This is a genomic window from Streptomyces sp. GMY02, from assembly GCF_019056675.1.
GTDB lineage: Bacteria > Actinomycetota > Actinomycetes > Streptomycetales > Streptomycetaceae > Streptomyces > Streptomyces odonnellii.
This window is the reverse complement of sequence record NZ_CP077658.1, coordinates 6,851,312-6,869,699: the sequence shown is the minus strand read 5'-3', so window position 1 is coordinate 6,869,699 and position 18,388 is coordinate 6,851,312. Positions and strand designations below refer to the sequence as shown.

At 70.4% G+C, this 18,388-nt stretch carries 17 protein-coding genes and 1 tRNA gene; 9 read left to right on the top strand and 9 right to left on the bottom strand.

Annotation, left to right across the window (positions count from 1 at the left end):
• Positions 1-28: 28 nt before the first annotated feature.
• A complete protein-coding gene (locus KQY30_RS29185) occupies positions 29-217 on the top strand; it encodes a DUF5703 family protein (RefSeq protein WP_005319466.1) in 189 nt (62 codons plus the stop codon).
• Between the two features lie 81 nt (positions 218-298).
• Here the strand turns inward: KQY30_RS29185 and KQY30_RS29180 are convergent, their stop codons facing one another.
• The 3 genes from KQY30_RS29180 to KQY30_RS29170 all read right to left on the bottom strand — a co-directional run bounded on the left by KQY30_RS29180 (position 299) and on the right by KQY30_RS29170 (position 2,975).
• A complete protein-coding gene (locus tag KQY30_RS29180; RefSeq protein WP_217309469.1) occupies positions 299-1,099 on the bottom strand; it encodes a chaplin in 801 nt (266 codons plus the stop codon).
• A gap of 138 nt (positions 1,100-1,237) precedes the next feature.
• Positions 1,238-1,471, bottom strand: coding sequence for a chaplin (locus KQY30_RS29175; protein ID WP_217309467.1), 234 nt, complete (start codon positions 1,469-1,471; stop codon positions 1,238-1,240).
• A gap of 178 nt (positions 1,472-1,649) precedes the next feature.
• A complete protein-coding gene (locus tag KQY30_RS29170) occupies positions 1,650-2,975 on the bottom strand; it encodes a M20/M25/M40 family metallo-hydrolase (protein WP_217309465.1) in 1,326 nt (441 codons plus the stop codon).
• A gap of 222 nt (positions 2,976-3,197) precedes the next feature.
• On the opposite strand from KQY30_RS29170, the gene KQY30_RS29165 reads away from it, so the two are divergent.
• Together KQY30_RS29165 and KQY30_RS29160 are read left to right on the top strand one after the other, a co-directional pair.
• Positions 3,198-3,282 (top strand) — tRNA-Leu (locus KQY30_RS29165).
• Between the two features lie 209 nt (positions 3,283-3,491).
• Complete coding sequence (locus tag KQY30_RS29160; protein ID WP_217309463.1) at positions 3,492-4,409, top strand: hypothetical protein; 918 nt, start codon at positions 3,492-3,494, stop codon at positions 4,407-4,409.
• Between the two features lie 149 nt (positions 4,410-4,558).
• Here KQY30_RS29160 and KQY30_RS29155 read toward each other — a convergent pair whose 3' ends face one another.
• Complete coding sequence (locus tag KQY30_RS29155) at positions 4,559-5,632, bottom strand: helix-turn-helix transcriptional regulator (protein ID WP_217309462.1); 1,074 nt, start codon at positions 5,630-5,632, stop codon at positions 4,559-4,561.
• Between the two features lie 137 nt (positions 5,633-5,769).
• Positions 5,770-6,630, bottom strand: coding sequence for a LysR family transcriptional regulator (locus KQY30_RS29150; protein WP_217309461.1), 861 nt, complete (start codon positions 6,628-6,630; stop codon positions 5,770-5,772).
• A gap of 141 nt (positions 6,631-6,771) precedes the next feature.
• On the opposite strand from KQY30_RS29150, the gene KQY30_RS29145 reads away from it, so the two are divergent.
• On the top strand, positions 6,772-7,563 hold the full coding sequence (locus tag KQY30_RS29145; protein WP_217309460.1) for an SDR family oxidoreductase: 792 nt from the start codon (positions 6,772-6,774) through the stop codon (positions 7,561-7,563).
• 96 nt (positions 7,564-7,659) lie between these two features.
• Here the strand turns inward: KQY30_RS29145 and KQY30_RS29140 are convergent, their stop codons facing one another.
• The 3 genes from KQY30_RS29140 to KQY30_RS29130 all read right to left on the bottom strand — a co-directional run bounded on the left by KQY30_RS29140 (position 7,660) and on the right by KQY30_RS29130 (position 11,174).
• Complete coding sequence (locus tag KQY30_RS29140) at positions 7,660-9,471, bottom strand: MOSC and FAD-binding oxidoreductase domain-containing protein (protein WP_217309459.1); 1,812 nt, start codon at positions 9,469-9,471, stop codon at positions 7,660-7,662.
• Between the two features lie 110 nt (positions 9,472-9,581).
• Positions 9,582-10,451 (bottom strand): alpha/beta fold hydrolase, encoded by an 870-nt coding sequence (locus KQY30_RS29135; RefSeq protein ID WP_217309457.1) that lies wholly within the window; start codon positions 10,449-10,451, stop codon positions 9,582-9,584.
• Positions 10,452-10,574: 123 nt separating this feature from the next.
• Positions 10,575-11,174: an ABATE domain-containing protein gene (locus KQY30_RS29130; protein WP_217309455.1), complete on the bottom strand. Its 600-nt coding sequence runs from the start codon at positions 11,172-11,174 to the stop codon at positions 10,575-10,577.
• A 213-nt stretch (positions 11,175-11,387) separates the two neighbouring features.
• Here KQY30_RS29130 and KQY30_RS29125 point away from each other — a divergent pair, with 213 nt between their 5' ends.
• Positions 11,388-12,248, top strand: coding sequence for a DUF427 domain-containing protein (locus KQY30_RS29125; RefSeq protein WP_217309453.1), 861 nt, complete (start codon positions 11,388-11,390; stop codon positions 12,246-12,248).
• On the opposite strand, the gene KQY30_RS29120 is transcribed toward KQY30_RS29125, so the two are convergent.
• Complete coding sequence (locus KQY30_RS29120) at positions 12,141-12,947, bottom strand: hypothetical protein (protein ID WP_217309452.1); 807 nt, start codon at positions 12,945-12,947, stop codon at positions 12,141-12,143. The genes KQY30_RS29125 and KQY30_RS29120 overlap by 108 nt on opposite strands.
• Before the next feature lie 220 nt (positions 12,948-13,167).
• On the opposite strand from KQY30_RS29120, the gene KQY30_RS29115 reads away from it, so the two are divergent.
• The 4 genes from KQY30_RS29115 (at position 13,168) to KQY30_RS29100 (ending at position 18,381) form a co-directional block, all read left to right on the top strand.
• Positions 13,168-14,637: an NAD(P)/FAD-dependent oxidoreductase gene (locus KQY30_RS29115; RefSeq protein WP_217309450.1), complete on the top strand. Its 1,470-nt coding sequence runs from the start codon at positions 13,168-13,170 to the stop codon at positions 14,635-14,637.
• Positions 14,638-14,677: 40 nt separating this feature from the next.
• Entirely contained in the window at positions 14,678-15,211 is a 534-nt protein-coding gene (locus KQY30_RS29110) for an HPP family protein (protein WP_217309448.1), read from the top strand.
• A 135-nt stretch (positions 15,212-15,346) separates the two neighbouring features.
• The gene (locus tag KQY30_RS29105) at positions 15,347-16,216 is read left to right on the top strand and encodes a hypothetical protein (protein ID WP_217309446.1); all 870 of its coding nucleotides are present in this window, start codon (positions 15,347-15,349) and stop codon (positions 16,214-16,216) included.
• A complete protein-coding gene (locus KQY30_RS29100; protein WP_217309445.1) occupies positions 16,213-18,381 on the top strand; it encodes a bifunctional serine/threonine-protein kinase/ABC transporter substrate-binding protein in 2,169 nt (722 codons plus the stop codon). Before KQY30_RS29105 ends, KQY30_RS29100 begins: the two co-directional genes overlap by 4 nt.
• Positions 18,382-18,388 lie beyond the last annotated feature (7 nt).

The following is an 18,388-nucleotide window of genomic DNA, read 5'->3' as shown; positions in this document are numbered from 1 at the left end:
CCTGGCCTCTGCCCGCACAATAGATGCGATGCCGGAATACGAATTTGTCGACGTGTACGTGCCGCGCGGGGTCTCCCGCAAGGAAGCGACCCGTCTGCTGACCGACCATGCCGAGTACGGACACTGGGAATTGGACCGTCTGAGCCTCCACCGGGACGGCAGTCGCAGGGTGCGGCTGCGCCGGCGCATCATCCGTCAGGTACGCGCCACCTGGTGAGTGCGACGGAGCGGGCCCCGCTGTGGCGAGGCCCGCCCGTGTCCGTACTCACCGCCGTACGTACCGGCCGTACGCGTTCGATTACGCGGCGGCGCGGGCGCGGCGGTAGATGAGGCTGCCCGCGACCAGGAGCCCGGCGCCCACCGGGATCGCGATCCCGAGTGCGCCCGCACCGGTCTCGGCGAGCGTCTCGGTGGGTCGGGGCTGTGCGACGGTCTTCGTCTCCGGAACGTTGGGAGACGGCGGGATCGCGCGCACCTGGATGGGCTTCCCGGGCGGGGCCGGGGTGACCGGCTTTCCGGGCCGCTCGGGCTTGGCCGGCGGGGTGACGGGCGACTCGTTGGCGCAGGCGTTGCCGGTGGTGGGGCTGAGCAGGCCGCCGATGGTGACGCTGTTCCCGCAGGCGTTCACCGGGATGTCGATCGGCACCTCGATCGTGTTGCCGGAGCCGACACCGGGAGAGTTCGCCGAACCGCCTTCCGCGTGGGATCCGCCGACGGGCGAGGTGTGTGAGGCGCCCGGGTGCGATCCGCCCTGCTGCGAGCCGTTGGAGTGGGAGCCGCCCTGGTGGGAGCCGCTGCCCTGGGGCGGGGTGTGCGAGCCGCCGCCGTGCGCGCCGGAGCCGCCGGGGGACGTGCCCCCCGCGTTGGCGCAGCCATTGCCGAACGCCGGGTTGAGCACCCCGACCACGTTCACGGTGTTCCCGCACACATTGACCGGGACATGCACCGGCACCTGCACATTGTTGCCGGACAGCACGCCCGGAGATTTCGCCGCGGTTCCCCCGGCTCCCGAGTCCGCTTGCGCGTGACCGCCGCCGAGCGCGAGCACGCCGCCCGCGGCCGCCATGGTGATCAGGCCTTTGCGCGTGACCTGTCGCATTGTGTGATCCCTGCCTTCTGCCTTTCCGGGACTGCCCTGGGCATCGGTGCCGGGGCAGGAGGCCCAACGGCCCCGGAGTGCATGGCGCGCACTCCGGGGCCGCTCGGGCTCAGACCCTTACGGGTGCGAGTGACGGTGTCACTTGTTGAAACAGGTGTTGCCGAAGGCGGGGTTGAGCAGCCCGATCACGGAGATCGTGTTGCCGCACACGTTCACCGGGACATGGATGGGCGCCTGGATGACGTTGCCAGACACCACACCGGGCGAGTTCACGGCGGCACCCTGGGCGTCCGAGTCGGCGACGGCCATGCCTGCACCCGCGAACACCAGACCGCCGGTGACAGCCGCAGCGGCGACGATCTTCTTGATCATTTTTTTCCTCCTAGTTGACAGACACGACCCCAACTGCGGGCCGCAACACGTGTAACGAGGAGGAACCAATGGGGCTACGAGCGTATGGTCCGATTCACTCTTTTCAGTCAAGTGCGCACGCGCTGGCGATTGTTGACGGTCGCAAGGCTTGCGTAACGGGGCAAACCCGGGCGGGGCCCTAGCTGTTGTCGATGAACCGGTCGAGTACGCGGACGCCGAACTTCAGCCCGTCCACCGGCACTCGCTCGTCCACACCGTGGAACATCCCGGCGAAGTCCAGCTCGGGCGGGAGCTTCAGCGGAGCGAAACCGAAACCGCGGATGCCGAGGTCGTCGAAGGACTTGGCGTCGGTGCCGCCGGAGAGCATGTACGGAACGGCCCGCGCGATCGGGTCCTCGGCGGAGAGGGCGGTCTGCATGGCGTCCACCAACTTCCCGTCGAAGCTGGTCTCCAGGGCCTTGTCGCTGTGCACGTCCTCGCGCTTGACCCGCGGGCCGAGGATCCGGTCGATGTCGGCCAGGAACTCCTCCTCGTACCCGGGCAGAAAACGGCCGTCGACATGGGCGGTCGCCTGGCCGGGGATCACATTCACCTTGTAGCCGGCGCCGAGCATGGTGGGGGCCGCGGAGTTGCGCAGGGTCGCGCCGATCATCTTGGCGATCCCGCCGAGCTTGGCGAGCGTGGCCTCCATGTCCTCGGGGTCGAGCGGGGTGCCGAGGGCGTCGGACAGCTCGTCCAGGAACGACCGTACGGTCTTGGTCACCCTCACCGGCCACTGGTGGCGGCCGAGCCGGCCCACGGCCTCGCACAGCTCGGTGATGGCGTTGTCGTTGTTGGTCATCGAGCCGTGCCCCGCGGTGCCGTCGACCGTCAGGCGCATCCAGTGCATGCCCTTCTGCGCGGTCTCCACCAAGTAGAGCCGCAGATTCTCGTTGACGGTGAAGGAGAAGCCGCCGACCTCGCTGATCGCCTCCGTGACGCCCTCGAAGAGATCCGGGTGGTTGTCCACGAGATACCGCGCCCCGTACGTACCGCCCGCCTCCTCGTCGGCGAGGAAGGCCAGCACGATGTCGCGCGGGGGCTTGCGACCGCTGCGCATCCGCTCCCGTACGACCGCGAGGGTCATCGCGTCCATGTCCTTCATGTCGACGGCGCCCCGGCCCCAGACACAGCCGTCCGCGATCTCGCCCGAGAACGGGTGGTGGCGCCAGTCGTCGGCGTTGGCCGGGACGACATCGGTGTGGCCGTGGATGAGCAGGGCGGGCCGGGAGGGATCCTCGCCCTCGATCCGGGCCACGGTCGAGGCACGGCCCTTGTGCGACTCGAAGATCCGCGGTTCGAGGCCCACCTCGGCGAGCTTCTCGGCGACATACTCGGCGGCGGCCCGCTCCCCCGGTCCCGAGTGGTCGCCGTAGTTGCTGGTGTCGATCCGGATCAGATCACGGCAGAGGCCTACGACCTCGTCCTCGCCGGAGACGGTACTGCCCGCGTTCGACTCGGTCACGCTGCTCACTCCCACGGTCGGTGCTGGTGGTCCCCACATCCTCCCGCGAACCACCCCGGCACCCAAGACCGCTCCTCGGCCGACATGTGCCCGACACACACCCCGCCCTCCCGAAGCCCCCGCCGACGGCCCCGTACAGCATCGAGCGGTGATCGGGCACCGCCGAATGTTTGCTATGGTTTCCCACGTCGGAACGGCCCCGAGCCGCCCGGCAGACACCTGGTCCGGGTGGCGGAATGGCAGACGCGCTAGCTTGAGGTGCTAGTGCCCTTTATCGGGCGTGGGGGTTCAAGTCCCCCCTCGGACACAAACCGTTGCCCCACAGGGTGATGCAGAAGCAGTGAGCAGGTCCGGATAGAGGTTCGCCTCTGTCCGGACTTCGTGTTTTCCGGGGTGCGGGTGCCTTGTATACCGGTCTCGGGGATCCCCCAGATTTCCGGGATGGTGCCTGGGCTGCGACGGACCCGATCATGAACGCATCCCCCCAGAACGCTCCCCGGAACGCATGGAGATGCTGTGTCCCGATACAGATCGCGTCTGTCCCGGCTGCTGGCCGTGGTGCTGGCCGCCTCGGCACTGGCCGTGGTGCCGGTCGTCACCACCCCCGCCGCCGCGGCGACCGGTTGCCCGCCGAGAACCACCCCGCCGAAGTTCCCGTCCCCGACGGACCCGGCTCCGGAGGTACCCATACCTCCGCAGATGACCATGGAGGAGATCAAGGCATACGTCGCCGGACACCACAGCAAGAACGGCGTGAAGGGCGACCCGCACGTCTACATCAGTGACCAGGGCCACCCCACCGTCGGCGTCGGGTTCAACCTCGACCGCCCGGACGCCCCGGCCCTGCTCGCCGCCGTGGGCGCCGACTACACCGCGGTGCGCAACGGCACCCAGAACCTCACCTCGTTCCAGATCATCACGCTCTTCGAGGCCGACTTCAACGCGGCGATCACCACGCTGGAGGAGATCTTCCCCGACCTCTGGTACACCCTGCTGCCGAATCGCAGAGCCGTCCTGATCGACATGATGTACAGCATGGGCACCACCGAGTTCTCCCGCGCCACCCTGTTCATCGCCGCTGTCAGGGCGGAGACCTGGCCGTTCGCGAATCAGGCGATGTCGAAGACCGCCTACGCCGCCCAGTTCAAGACCCAGGCGTCCGAGAACGCGGAGATCCTGCGTGACGGCGCGAACTGCAAGGCCCCCGCGTCGGTGCCCGCGCACACTTCCACCGGCGGCGGCAACGGCAGCACGGCCTACGGGGACGGCACCCTGGTGAGCCTGCCGGGCGGCTTGCCGGGAGACCCCGGCGGCAGCAGCGGCGGAGGCGGCATCAGGTCGCTCCAGGGCATCACCCTCTGCAGCATCCAGACCTTCAGCGTCTACTACGAGGATCACTGGGTCTCCACCACCATCATCGACTGCGGGCCGTAAGCACGCATCGGGCGGAGTACGGGGGGGAGGGGGCGGAGCCGGGACGCTTCGCCCCCCACCCCCCGCCGACGCAGGGCAACCGGAGCCGGAATCCCGGCGGTCGCGGAGCGACGCTGTCCCGGACACCGGGGAGAACAGCCGGCCCGGGATCAGTTCCAGATCTCCGGTACCTGCGAGGCGACGAGGCTGGCCACGAAGTCGCGCCGGCTGCGGACCCCCGCCTTGGTGAACACCGACTTGAGGTGGTCCTGCACGGTCAGTGGTGTCAGGGACAGCGCCCGGGCGATCTCCCGGGTGTCACTGCCCCGCAGAACCTGTACGGCCACCTCGCGTTCGCGGACGGTCAGACCGTACGTGGCGAACACCACGGGCATGACGTCGGCCGCGCTCGCCGGAGTGATCACCACCGCCGCCATGTGGTCGGCGGCGCTGCCCATGATCGAGGTACTGAGCACGAACCACTCCCCCGCGTGTGTACGGACCCGCAGCCGCGGCGGCACGCCCGCCGCGGCCTTCGCCGCCCTGGCCTGCTCCACAGCCATCAGCACCGCGGTCGGTACCGCGAAGACACCCACCGCGTCGTCGGCGATCTCCTTGAGCAGCATCTCGGCCCGGTCGTCGGCGCGCACCACCCGGTTGCGGGAGTCCAGCAGCAGTACCGCCGGCGGATGCTCGCCCGCCGATGAACCCGTGGCACGCATCTGACTGCGCCGCAGGGCAACACCGAGGACGCGGGCCGCGCGCTGGGCGAGCGCCACCTCACCGGGGCGGTAGGCACCCCGGTCCGGGGCGCGCATGAAGGCGGCGCAGCCCCAGGAGGCGCCCGCGGCGTCGAACAGGGCCCGCAGTTCGTCACCGAACCCGGCCGGGGCTATCTGCTCGCGGAAGCGCCGGCTGGTGGCCGGGCGGCCCATCGTCGCCCGGCTGAGGGATTCGGCCATGCGGCCGCTGCGCCTCAGACCGGCGAACTGGGAAACGTCCTCGGTCCAGATCTCCAGCTCCACCGCCTGCCGGAAATCCTCCAGCCGCAGATCATCGGTGAGCACCGAGGTGACCAGACCGGTCGCGGGGTCGGTGCCGTGCCAGCACACCGCGTCGTACCCCAGAGCCCCGCGCAGCACCTCGTCGGCCCTCCGGAAGATCTGCCCGGCGCCCAGCGGCAGACCAGCCAACTCCCGCAACTCGGCGAGCGCGTGGCGCTGCTGGTCCTTCTGTGAAGTCATGGCCAGAGCATAGGAAGCAAGATCGCGCTCCGGAAGATCCACACTTTGCCTGTGCCGTCGGCGCGTGGCCAGGGGACCTGTGTCCGTTCGTCGGGCCGATGCGTCGCCGATGCGCCGATCGACCTGCCTCGGACGTCTTACGGAGCCCGCAGATGCGTCGCCGCGAGGTCGGCGAACTCGCTGATCAGACGGCTGCGACGGGTGGCGTCCCAGGCCAGGGCGACACGGCTCGGGCCGATGTCGGCAATCGCGATCGCGGTGACGTCGGGGCGGTGGTAGAAGCCGGCGGCCGACTGCGGCAGGATCACGACGCCGCGCTCGGCGGCGACGTGCTCCAGCTTCTCCTCGACGGCGAGCGCGGCCGGAGGCTCACTCGGCGCGGTGTCGCCGGTCATCGCTTGCCATTCGGGGACCGCGGCGTGGGGCTGGAGGAGTGTTTCACCGGCGAGGTCGCTCAGGTGCAGTTCGCTCTTGCTCGCGAGGCGATGCCCGGTGGGCAGCACGGCGACGCGGGGTTCGTCGAACAACGCCCTGACCTTCAGTCCGCGCTGGTCGATCGGCAGGCGTACGCAGCTCACGTCCGCCCGCCCGTCACGCAGGACTTCCACCTGGTCCGCCCAGCTCGTCCGCAGTACGTCGACCGCCATCCGCGGGTGAGCGGCCGTCAGCGCGCGGACGGCGCCGGTGACGATCAGTCCGGGCATGAATGCGACGGTGAAGCTGTCGGCTCCGCGGGCGGCCCGTCCTACGCGGCGGCGCAGCGCCTCGGCGCCGGCCAGCAGCGGTGCCGCGTCCGCGTACAGGGCCTCGCCGGCCGGGGTCAGTTCCGTACGGCGCCTGTCGCGCATGAACAACTGGACGCCGAGTTCGGCCTCAAGCGCCCGGATCTGGCGCGAGAGCACGGGCTGGGCGATGTGCAGTTCCCGGGCCGCGCGTCCGAAGTTCAGCTCCCGCGCGACGGCCATGAAGTACCGGATCTTGCGAAGGTCCAGGTCCATGCATGCCTCCTGGCCATCTGTGATGCCTTGAAGGTATCACAGCGGTCACGGAGGGTCTTGGACACCGACCGGGTGCGGAACGGATCGTTGAGGTCGGAACACCGAAGAGCTACGGAAGAGCTGAAGAGAGGAGCCACCGCCATGAACGTCAGCGGACAGCGGGTCGTGGTGATCGGCGGGACGTCGGGTATCGGGCAGGCCACCGCTCGGGCGGCGGCCGAGCGCGGTGCTCAGGTCGTGGTCGTCTCCGCGCGGCAGGCGAGTGTGGAGCGCGCCCTGAGGGAACTGCCGCCCGGCGCGACCGGCCATGCGGTCGACGTACGTGACGCCGACGCGCTCGACGCGGTTTTCGAACGGATCGGCGCATTCGATCACCTGGTGTACACCTCGGGAGAGGCGCTGACGCTCGCGCCGATCGCGGATCTTGACGTGGATACCGCCCGCCGGTTCTTCGAGATCCGGTACTTCGGGGTACTGGCCGCGGTGCGGGCGGCGATGCCGCGGCTGAGCCGGGACGGGTCGGTAACGCTCACCGGTGGCTCGGCGGGCCCGCGTCCGGCTCCGGGCTGGGCGGTGGCCGCCAGTATCTGCGGCGCGATGGAGGCCCTGACCCGCGAACTCGCTCTCGAACTCGCCCCGGTCCGGGTCAATCTCGTGCGTCCGGGCGTGGTCGAGAGCCCGTTGTGGTCGGCCATGGGCGAGACGGACCGCGACGCGCTGTACGAGGCCACCGCGAAGACGACGCCGGTCGGGCACACCGGTCGGGTGGAGGAGATCGCGCTCGCCTACCTCTACTGCATGGAGCAGACCTACGCCACCGGCACGATCATCGGTGTGGACGGCGGCGCGGTACTGGTCCGAGGTCTGGCTTCAGGCCCATTCCACCACTGGCGTCCGGGTTGCGTGAGCCGGCAACCAGGGCCGGCAAGTTGACGATGAAACGCCAGCCCGCCGCTGAACGAGCGGCCGGCCGCACCGGGTGGCGGTCCTCGCCGTCGCCGACGCGATTGATCAGGCCGGCGCGCTTGTTCACAGGTCGACGAGGACCTCGGTGGTCGGGGTGGCGCAGCAGATGAGGGTGTTGCCGGGGGCCGGGGGTTCCAGGGGTGGGGTGGTGTAGTCGACCTCGCCGGAGACGAGAGGAGTGACGCAGGTGTGGCAGACGCCGGTGCGGCAGGACCAGCGGGTGGGGATGTCGCACGCTTCGGCGAGTTCCAGCAGGGAGTTGTAGACCGCCGACCAGGGCGCGGAGATGCCGCTGCGGGTGAATGTGACGAGGGGGCCGGAGCCGGGCGGGCCCGGGGGCTGGTGGGGGCGTGCGGCTGCGGCCGCCGCGGCCGCGATGCCCGGGTTGATGGGGGTCCGGGCGCCGAACAGTTCGGTGTGGACGCGGTCACGCGGGAAGCCGAGATCCCCCAGGGCCTTGCCGATGTCGGTCATGAAGGATTCCGGCCCGCACAGATAGACGTCGGCATCGGTCGGAATCCCCAGGGCGGCCAGAGCCTCGGGGGTCAAGTGCCCGTATGTGACATGTGTTTGCCGCCCGGCCCGGGTCTCGTCGGGTGGTGCCGTGTAGAAGATGTGCTGGTGCGCGTCGGGCAGTCGGGCCAGGAGGCGGCGGGCCTCGTCGGCGAAGGCGTGCTGTTCACGGTTCCGTGCGGTGTGGATCCACCACACGGGCCCCGGGTCACGTTCGGAGGCCAGTCGGTACAGCATGGCGAGCACGGGGGTGACACCGATGCCGGCGGAGAGCAGTACGACGGGGCTGGTGCCCTCCCCGAGTACGAAGTCGCCTCGGGGGCTCGCGACATCCAGGAGCGTCCCGGGGCGCACTTTGGTGTGGAGGTACGTGCTCACCAGGCCGTGGGGCTCACGCTTGACGCTGATGCGGTAGCTGTCCGTACCCGCGTCGCCTTTTCCCGCGTCGCCCGTATCCGAGTTGCCCGTACCCGCGTCGCTCCTTCCCGGCGCGGAGGACAGCGAGTAGCTGCGTACCGGAGCGGGCTGAGGGCCGTCGGTGATGCGGATCGCCAGGTACTGGCCCGGCCGCGCCGCGGGCAGTGGCTGACGGTCGGTGGGTTCGAGGTGGATCGAGGACACGGTGGGGGTCTCGGGGACGACGCGGGCGACGCGCAGCGGTTTGAACCCCGGCCACCGGGCGGTCCCCTTGTCCGGCTGGGCCGCGGCCTCGGCCTGATCGGCGGCTTCCGCCAGTTCGTCGAAGGACTGCCGCCAGCCGGGGCTCAGGGCCGGGATGGACCGTGCGGTACGGAGCTTCGCCGGATCGCGGCCCGGCAGATAGAGCAGCGCGTCGATATCGGCGACGCTGAGCGCTCCCGGCCCGGTACGGGTACGGATGATCTCGTCGCCCGCTTGGACCCGGCCTTCTTCGATGACGCGCAGATAGAAGCCGGGGCGGTGGTGGGCGACGAGCAGGGAGGCCATGGCGGGCACTCCGAGACGCATTCCGACCCGGTAGCACGTGACGCGTGGCTGGGTGACCTCGAATTCGGCTTCGCCCATCCGGTAGCGGTCGCCGATGCACACCTCGTCGTCGGCGAGCCCGTCGACGGTGAAATTCTCACCGAAATGACCGAACCGCAAGTCATCGCGTTCGAGCTGTTTTCGCCAGTACCGGTAGGAATCCAGTTGGTATACGAGCACGGCCCGGTACTCCCCGCCGTGCCCTTCCAGATCTCCCTGGCCGTCGCCGTCGATATTCAGACGCCGCACCATCCGGGGGCCCTGGACAGGTACTTTCCACGCCCCGGTGTGGACGGTCCTGCCTTGCCAGGAAACGTCCTTGGGCATACCGACATTCACCGAAAGCAGCGTCGCCATCACGCTTCTCCTGAGTGGGCGGATCAAAGGTGACCGGATCGCAGGTGGGCGGATCGAAGGTGGCCGGATCGCAGGTGGGCGGGTCGAATGACGCGGCCCGTCGGACCCCGTCAGACGATGACGCGGCCGAGGAAGTCGCGGATGTGCTCGGTGATGGTCTCCAGATGGCTTTCCAGGGCGAAGTGCCCGGATTCGAGCAGGTGGATCTCGGCCTTGGGCAGGTCCCGCTGGAACGCGCGGGCTCCGTCGGGGCCGAAGATCTCGTCATTCGCGCCCCAGACGGCGAGCAGCGGGACCTGGGACTCACGGAAGTACTGGTGGACGGCCGGATAGCGGTCCACGTTGGTGGGATAGTCGCGGAACAGCTTGAGCTGGATCTCGTCGTTGCCTGGCCGGTCCAGCAGCGCCTGGTCGTGGACCCAGTTGTCGGGGCTCACAAGGCTGGGGTCGGCCACGCCGTTCACGTACTGCCAGCGCGTGATCTCGGCGGTCAGCGCGGCGCGCACCGGCTCTTCGGTCTGGGGGCCGGGTGACTGGGCGTAGGCGAACAGGCCGTCCCAGAAGGTTTTGACGAAGCCGTCGGTGTAGGCGTTGCCGTTCTGGCTGATGATCGCGGTGATGCGCTGCGGGTCCCGCAGGGCGAGCCCCCATCCGACGGGGGCGCCGTAGTCCTGTACGTACATGGCGAACCGGTTGACGTTCAGGTGGTCGAGCAGCCCGGCGGTGATGTCGGTGAGCGCGTCGAACGTGTACGGGAACTCGTCCAGGCCCGGCATCGCCGACTGGCCGAAGCCGATGTGGTCGGGGGCGATGATCCGGTAGCGGTCCGAGAGGGCCGGGATCAGATTGCGGAACATGTGCGAGCTGGTCGGGAAGCCGTGGAGCAGCACCAGGGCGGGTGCCTGCGGGTTGCCCGCCTCCCGGTAGAACACGTCCAGGCCGTTGACGGTGGCGGTTCGGTAGTGCACGGGATACGTCATGGGACTGGTCCTTTCGTTCGATGGGTCTGTCCGGTTACACACTTAGGTCTATATGCCCAGCCTTGCACTGAATTCAGTTGATTCAGGCAGCTTTTGTGTGCGGTCGGGTGTGGTCGGGTGTGGTCAGGTGTCCCTGGGGTGGGTGCGTCCGTAGTGGCGGGCGACGCGGGTGCGGTTGCCGCAGACATTGCCCACGCACCACTTGCGGCGCCTGTTCTCGGCGAGGAACAGCATCGAGCAGTCCGGGCTGCCGCATCTGCGCAGGAGCTCCAGCCGCCCGGGACTGGCCAGGAGTCCGATCACCTCGCCGGCGATGGCCGCGAGCGCCGCGTTCCCGCCGTGTTCGACATGCCAGCGGGTCTCCTCACGCATCTCCGGCCCGGCCGTGACCAGGCGCGGGCTGCGCGGAACCGACGACGCGGCCGCGTTGATGTCCTCCACCGACGCCGGGTCCGCCGCACGCCCCTCCACCCGCGCGTCGAGCACATCACGGACGGCCGCCCGCAGCCGCCGCACCGCGGCGGGAGCGGGAACCGGACCGGGCGGCAGACGACGCGCCTGAATACCCCACCACACCGCCCCGGCAGCGGGATCCCCGATCAGATCCACCGGCGGATCCCTGACCGTCATCACCGTGTCCACAAGATCCAGCGCCACCAGCGGCTCCCCACCCATGGGGAAGCCCGCCGCCTGCAACTCCTCGACCGTCACCTTAATGCTCACATCCGGATCGTACCCATTAGATTACGAAGCGTCCAGCGAGCCATCAACTCGCGTGACCCACTGATGGATCAGCCAGCATGACCGCCTTGCCCATCACGATTAATGGCTATAGCGTCAAGATACGCATTAGAGCAGTCCGGGTCGCGCGGTGGTTCACCGGGGTGCATCGTGGACAGGGGGCAGCCTCGGACCCGGCGACGGGAAGGAACGGTCATGGGACTGTCATGGCAGCAAGGCCCGCTGTCCACCGGCCGGATAGGACACTTCTTGACGCCCGATCCGCTGCCCGAGCGGCTGCTGTTCGCCGAGCCGCTGCGCCGGCGGATGCGGGTGCTCTTCAACGGCGAGTGGATCGCCGACAGCGAGGACGTGGTCCTGCTGCACGAGGCCGGTCGCTACCCGGTGGCGTACTTCCCGCGCGGCAATGTGCGCTTGGACGCACTGACGGCGAGCGACCGGATCACCTCGCACAAGGAGCTGGGCGACATCGCCTGGTATGCCGTACGGGCCGGTGACCGCACCGCCGAGCGCGCGGCCTGGGAGCTGACCGGCCCGCCGGGGTACGCGGGCGAGCTGAGGGGGCGGATCGCCTTCGCCTGGCGGGCGATGGACGCCTTCTACGAGGAGGACGACCGGATCCTGGGGCACGCCGCCGACGCGTACCACCGCATCGACATCCGCGGCACCTCACGCACGCTGGAGGTCCGCTCCGAAGGCGATGTGGTGGCCCGTTCCGCGCACCCGATGGTGCTGTACGAGTCGGGATTCGCGCCGCGCTGGTACGTACCGCGTTCCGACATCGACGAAAGCCGGCTGCGCCCCGTGGAAGGGCAGACGTTCTGCCCGTACAAGGGCGTGTGCGACTACTACGACATCGATGGCGCGCACCGCGCGGCATGGACCTACCGCAACGCGTACCCCGAGGTCGGCCGGGTCAACGACATGGTCTCCTTCGAGCCGGACAGCCTAGAAGTCCTGCTGGACGGAAAGCGCCTGGAGCTGGAACCGGGGCAGCATGTCGTTCCGCACGGGGTCGACCGTGATCTGGACACCGCCGAGGCCGGCACGCACTGAGGCGGAGATTTCGCGCGTCTGTCGAAGGAGAACACCTCGCGCCGTATCGGCACAACGGACGACATCGCCAAGACGGTCGTCTTCGCGCTGACAAACACCGTTGACGTAGTCCATGCGCCGTTGCAGGCCGTCGGCGTCGTAGTAGAAGGTCTGCTCAAGGCTGTGCGTGGCCAGGGTGGCGGGAAAGCGCACGCGCAGGCGGCGCCAGGTCCGGCCGGCCTCGCGCCACGGCTCGATCTCCCGTGTCCGTACATCGGGACGGAGGAGGAGAGCGGGAGCGGTGAAGTAGTTCCACAGCGCGTAGCCGAGGAAGTACCCCAGTTGCAGCGCGTCCCACGGTGCGGAGCGCGGCACGCCCGCGAAGGCCGCGCGCGGGTCGGTGCGCTCCTGCACGATCTCGCCGGCCGTGTCGCGCAGCACCACACGTTCCGGCGCGCCGGTGGCCGACACACCGTCGAGCGCGGTGTTACGTGTGTTGTCGAACGCCACACTGCGGTGGGGCGTGGTGAACGGTGTGATGACGGTGTGCTGCCGTCCGATGTCCACGGTGACGGTCAGATCGCGCAGGGCGGCGTCCGACCAGCCCTTGACCGCCCAGATCGGGCCGCCGACGGACACGTCCGCGGTGATGGTCGAGGTCCTGGACCACAGGTCCAGGCCTCCGCTCGCGTCGACGACGCGGTTCAGCAACGGGTTCATGAGGGGGCTGCCTCTCTCCGGCCGCCGCCGTCCCAGGCGCGGTCCTGCCGGAGCCGCACCGGTCCGGCAGGAGGCGCGGCCCCGTCGTCCTGGCTTGGTAAGGTGCCGCCGAAAACTGTGAGCAAATTACACAAAAGGTATTTTCTGGTCTGGGCGTGTGCCCTCCACGCGCCGGAAGACGCGGACGACGGGCACCGATCGTGGAAGACGGGAGCGGATCGTGAGTGACGCAGTGGGATCCTCCGCGGAGAACACGTATGACGTCGTCGTCATCGGCGCGGGGCCCGTCGGGCAGACCGCCGCCGAGCGGGTGCGGGCCGCCGGGCTGAGTGTGGCCGTGGTGGAGAAGGAGCTGGTCGGCGGCGAGTGTTCGTACTGGGCGTGCATCCCCAGCAAGGCCCTGCTGCGGCCGGTCGTCGCCGTCGCGGATGCCTGCCGGGTCGACGGTGCGCGGCAGGCGGTCGGCGGTTCGGTCAGTGCCCCGGGGGCGTTCGGCCGCCGCGACCGTTCCGTGGCGAGCTGGGACGACGGCGGACAGGCCGACCGGCTGGCGGGCATGGGCGCCGAGCTGGTGCGCGGGCACGGACGGCTGGACGGGCCGCGCCGGGTCGCCGTCACCCCCGCCGAGGGCCCGCCCGTCGTTCTCACCGCCCGGCACGCCGTGGCCGTGGCCACCGGCAGCGACGCCGTACTGCCCGAGCTGCCCGGTATCGCCGAGGCCCGGCCCTGGACCAATCGCGAGGCCACCGATTCCAGCACCGTGCCCGGACGACTCGCCATCGTCGGCGCCGGAGGTGTCGGGGTGGAGATGGCCAGCGCCTGGCAGGGCCTGGGGTCCTCGGTCACGCTGCTGGTCCGCCGCTCCGGCCTGCTCCCCCGGATGGAGCCCTTCGTCGGCGAAGTGGTCGCCAAGGGGCTCACGGAGGCGGGAGTCGACGTACGCGTCAATGTCTCCGTCACCGGGCTGAGCCGTCCCGACTCCGGCGGACCGGTCACCCTGACGCTGAGCGACGGCGGCCGGCTGGAGGCCGACGAGGTGCTGTTCGCCACCGGCCGGAGCCCGCGCACCGATGACATCGGGCTGGAGACGGTGGGCCTCACCCCCGGGGCCTGGCTGGAGACCGACGAGACCTGCCGGGTACGGGGCGTCGAGGCGGGCTGGCTGTACGCGATGGGCGATGTCAACCACCATGCCCTCCTCACCCATCAGGGGAAGTACCAGGCCCGTATCGCCGGCGATGCCATCGGCGCCCGCGCCGCCGGGCAGCCGCTGGACACCGCGCCATGGGGCGCCCATGCCACCACCGCCGACATCCACGCCGTACCGCAGGTCTTCTTCTCCGACCCGGAGGCGGCCGCCGTCGGTCTCTCCGCGGCTCAGGCCGAGCAGGCGGGGCACCGGGTGCAGGTGGTCGATGTCGACCTCGGCGAGGTCCCCGGGGCGTATCTGTACGCCGACGGCTACCAGGGCCGGGCCCGGATGGTCGTCGACCTCGACCAGGGCCATCTGCTCGGTGTGACCTTCGTCGGCCCCGGCGTCAGCGAACTCCTCCACTCCGCCACCGTCGCCGTCTCCGGCCGGATCCCCGTCGAACGGCTCTGGCACGCCGTCCCCTGCTTCCCCTCGATCAGCGAGGTCTGGCTGTTCCTGATGAAGGCGCACCGGGACATGAAGGCGCACCGGGGCTGAGCGGCGCGACCGCGGAGGTACGGAGATAACCCGCGTGCCGGTGCGTCAAACAACCCGTGTGCCCGCGCGGCTGCGTACGGGAGTCCGGCTGTTCGTCCTGGCCGCCGTCGCGCTCGTGGTGGTGGGGGCGATCGGCCGCTCGCTGGAGTGGGTGCTGCTCACCACGACCCTCGGCCCCACGGCGTACATCCTGCTGGCGCACCCGCACACGGAGGCCGCCCAGGTCCGCAGCTCCGTCCTCGGACACACCTGTGCCGCCGCCTCCGGGCTGCTCTGCCTGGCGGTCTTCGGGCTGTGGCGCTATCCGTCCATCGCCGAGCAGCGGACCGACACCTGGCGGCAGATCAGCGCCGAGGCGCTGTCGGTGGGGCTGACGCTCTTTCTGCTCGTCCTGCTGAACGCCCATCATCCGCCGGCCGCGGCGACCGCGCTGCTGATCACTTCGGGGATCGCCCGGCCGGGACCGCCGCTGTACGGCATGCTCACGGGCCTCGCCCTGCTGATCACCGCGGCCGCCCTGCTGTCCCATGTGCCGTTCCCGGCGAAGCGGCGGCGTGCGAAGAGCGACGGCTAGGCCCTGTCGTCGCGGCACCTGGACCGAACTGCCTTTGTACTTGGGGAGGTTGAGGCGCCGGATGCCTTGAAGCGGGGGGTGAGCACTCGTCAGACTGTGACCGGGGTGCACAGGGTCTGTGGGGGGAGTGTGGTGATGGCCGGTACGGCGGTGCGGCTCCGTTGGTACGGAGCGCTCGCGGGAGGGCTGCTGCTGGTGGCCTGCTCGGGCGGTGGGGAGCCCGGGGAGGTGAAGACACCGGTGCGGAGTCCGGCGGCCGGCGCGACGGACTCCGGCCCGGATCCCGACGACAGACCGGATACCGAAGACGGACGTGGTACCCGTCCGGGTCCCTCTGCCACCGGCCTCGGCTTCACCCCGGATCCCGCCCGTACGCCCGGCACCCGCGCCGAGGCGTTGCGGCTGGCCCGCGCCATAGCGGGGTCGCCCGGGCTGTGGGGCCCCGGGTATGTGCCCCGTACCCCCTTCGAGAGCGCCGTCGCCTCCTGGCCCGTACTGGACGGAAACTGCGTCTGGCAGCTCCAGCCGGTCCCCTCCGACGTGCTCGCCAGTGTGACCCGCTCCAGCGAACTTCCCGCCGAGGGCGGCAAGGGCCCCGTCCGGGTCTCCGCCGTCGTCACCGTCCACCGCGACGCCGAAGCGGCCGACTGGGAGATGGCCGGGATGCTGGAGGAAGCGCTGCGCTGTCCCGATCAGCGGCTCCGCTCGGGCGAGCGCATCAGCGGGCTGATCTCCACGGGCAACACCTATGGCGATCTCAGCAACTACGACGCCGAGGACCGGCTCGCCGAGTCCGGCGAGTACTACAGCGACGAACTCGGCGGCCCCCACTACTACTTCTGGTCCCAGGCACGCCTCGGGCAGGTCACCGTGGCCGTCGTCGGCAAGGGGTCGAAGGGGCGGACGAGGGACGAGATCGACGGCGGCCTGACCCAGGGCATCAGCGAGATGCTCCTGCGCACGACTGACGAATTGCAGGCACCCGAATTGCAGGCACCGCGATGACCGGCCCGCTGCTTCCCTCCGATCCCTCGTCCATCGGCGGCCACCGGCTGCTCGGCCGGCTGGGCGCGGGCGGTATGGGCGTGGTCTATCTGGGGCGTACGGAGTCCGGCGGCCTGGTCGCCGTCAAGGTCATCCAGGCGGACTTCGCGGCCGACTCCGACTTCCGTACCCGCTTCCGGCGCGAGGTGCAGGCCGCCCGCCGGGTGTCCAGCCCGTGGGCGGTCGCGGTCACCGGAGCCGATCCGGAGGCGGACGAGCCGTGGCTCGCCACCGCGTTCGTCCCAGGCCCGTCGCTCGCCGAAGCGGTCGGCCGGTGCGGTCCGCTGCCCGTCCGCAGTGTGCGCGTGCTGGGCCGGATGCTGGCGGAGGCACTGCGCGAGGTCCACGCGCAGGGGCTGGTCCACCGCGATGTCAAACCCGGCAATGTGCTGCTCGCCGTCGACGGCCCGCGGCTGATCGACTTCGGGATCTCACGCTCGGCCGACGACACGGTGATCACGTCGGCGGATGTCGTCGTCGGCACTCCGGGGTTCCTCTCCCCCGAGCAGGCCCAGACCGCCGGCGGGCCGCCGGGACCGGCCAGTGATGTCTTCTCCCTCGGCTGTCTTCTCGCGTACGCGGCCACGGGACGGCCGCCGTTCGGTACGGGCACCGCGGACGCCCTGCTCTACCGCACCGTTCATGACGAACCCGATCTGGACGGCGTCGGCCCGGGACTGCTGGACGTGCTGCGCTCGTGTCTGGCCAAGGACCCGGCGCGGCGTCCCGTACCGGAGCGACTCGCGGCGGAGTTGGTCGAGGACGCTCCCAGGGGTTCGGTCGACTGGCTGCCGGAGGAGGTCGTACGGCTGATCGCCGACCGGTCCGCCGAGCTGCTGGCGCTGCCGGACATCGAGCCCACGGTGGCGGAGCCGTCCGACGCCACCGGCCCCACGGAGTCCGCGCGGCAGGAGGAGAGGCCCAGCCGCAGACGGCTGCTCGCCCTCACCGGCGGCGCCGTCCTGCTGGCCGCGGGGGCGGGGACCGCCACCTGGGCCGCGCTGCGCGGCGGCGGGGAGGACGACCGTACGGCAGGCCCGCGCCCGTGGGCGATCGGTGTGCAGGCGGACCTGTCGGGTGGGAGCGGCGCGGCGGGACGGGCCCAGGAGCAGGGCGCGCGGCTGGCGGTCGAGCAGTTCAACCGCCGCGCCGGCAGGCCTTTCGAACTCGCGCTGAGGACCGCCGACGACGGCGGTGTTCCCGCGCGCGCGGCGGCGGGTGCCAAGAGGATGGCCGCCGACCGCGATGTCCTGGCCGTCCTCGGCCCCACCACCGACGACACGGCCCTCGCCGTGCTCGGCAGCTATGACGAGGCGCTGCTGCCGCTGCTGTGCGTTTCGGCGGGCGGTCTCAATCTCGCCGCGCAGGAATACCGTTCGTTCCTGCACTGCCGTCCCAGTGACGCGGCCGTCTCCGTCCCGCTGGCCGTGTATCTGGCGGCGAGCGGGGCCGCCGGACCCGTCGGCGTGCTCCAGGACCGTACCGGCGAGCAGTACGCGTGGGAGTCGGCACAGATCACCGCGTCCATGCTGCGGCTGTACGAACTGCCGCTCTATCCGAGGGTCGTCCCCGCGGGGACCGAGAATCTACGGCCGGTGGTCGCGGACATGCTGCGTGCCGGTGTCGGCTCCTTCGTGTACGCCGGGGATCCGGCGGGCGCCGCCCGGGTCGCGAAGGAACTGGCGGCCACGGGCTTCAGCAAGCCGCGCCTCGCTCCGCAGGCCGTGCTCGATCCGGTCTTCACCCGGGAGGCGGGGGCCGCGGCGGACGGCTGGGTGGTGGCCGCGTCGTTCACGGACCCCGCCGCGCTGCCCGCGGCCAAGGCGTTCACCACAGCCTTCCGAGAGCGGTACGGTTCGCCGCCCGGCTACTACGCCGCCGAGGCCTACGACACCGCGAACCTGGTGATCGGGGAGCTGGTGAAGGCCGCGAAGGCGAAGAAGGGCGGCCGGCCCAGCCGCCAGGAGCTGGTCGGACTGCTGCGGAGGAGCACGCACCAAGGGGTCACCAAACGCTTCTCGTTCAAGCCGGAGGACGGCTCGTTCGCCGGGCAGGGCGTCTTCTTCCACACGGTCGAGAACGGCGCCTTCCGCTTCCTCGGGCGCGCGCCCGCGCCCCCCGCGTAGGATCCGC

Bases quoted from the DNA above. Each gene is read 5' to 3' on its own strand.
- KQY30_RS29185 (WP_005319466.1), top strand. From the start codon at position 29: ATGCCGGAATACGAATTTGTCGACGTGTACGTGCCGCGCGGGGTCTCC.
- KQY30_RS29180 (WP_217309469.1), bottom strand. From the start codon at position 1,099: ATGCGACAGGTCACGCGCAAAGGCCTGATCACCATGGCGGCCGCGGGC.
- KQY30_RS29175 (WP_217309467.1), bottom strand. From the start codon at position 1,471: ATGATCAAGAAGATCGTCGCCGCTGCGGCTGTCACCGGCGGTCTGGTG.
- KQY30_RS29155 (WP_217309462.1), bottom strand. From the start codon at position 5,632: ATGACTTCACAGAAGGACCAGCAGCGCCACGCGCTCGCCGAGTTGCGG.
- KQY30_RS29150 (WP_217309461.1), bottom strand. From the start codon at position 6,630: ATGGACCTGGACCTTCGCAAGATCCGGTACTTCATGGCCGTCGCGCGG.
- KQY30_RS29145 (WP_217309460.1), top strand. From the start codon at position 6,772: ATGAACGTCAGCGGACAGCGGGTCGTGGTGATCGGCGGGACGTCGGGT.
- KQY30_RS29140 (WP_217309459.1), bottom strand. From the start codon at position 9,471: ATGGCGACGCTGCTTTCGGTGAATGTCGGTATGCCCAAGGACGTTTCC.
- KQY30_RS29135 (WP_217309457.1), bottom strand. From the start codon at position 10,451: ATGACGTATCCCGTGCACTACCGAACCGCCACCGTCAACGGCCTGGAC.
- KQY30_RS29125 (WP_217309453.1), top strand. From the start codon at position 11,388: ATGGGACTGTCATGGCAGCAAGGCCCGCTGTCCACCGGCCGGATAGGA.
- KQY30_RS29120 (WP_217309452.1), bottom strand. From the start codon at position 12,947: ATGAACCCGTTGCTGAACCGCGTCGTCGACGCGAGCGGAGGCCTGGAC.
- KQY30_RS29105 (WP_217309446.1), top strand. From the start codon at position 15,347: ATGGCCGGTACGGCGGTGCGGCTCCGTTGGTACGGAGCGCTCGCGGGA.
- KQY30_RS29100 (WP_217309445.1), top strand. From the start codon at position 16,213: ATGACCGGCCCGCTGCTTCCCTCCGATCCCTCGTCCATCGGCGGCCAC.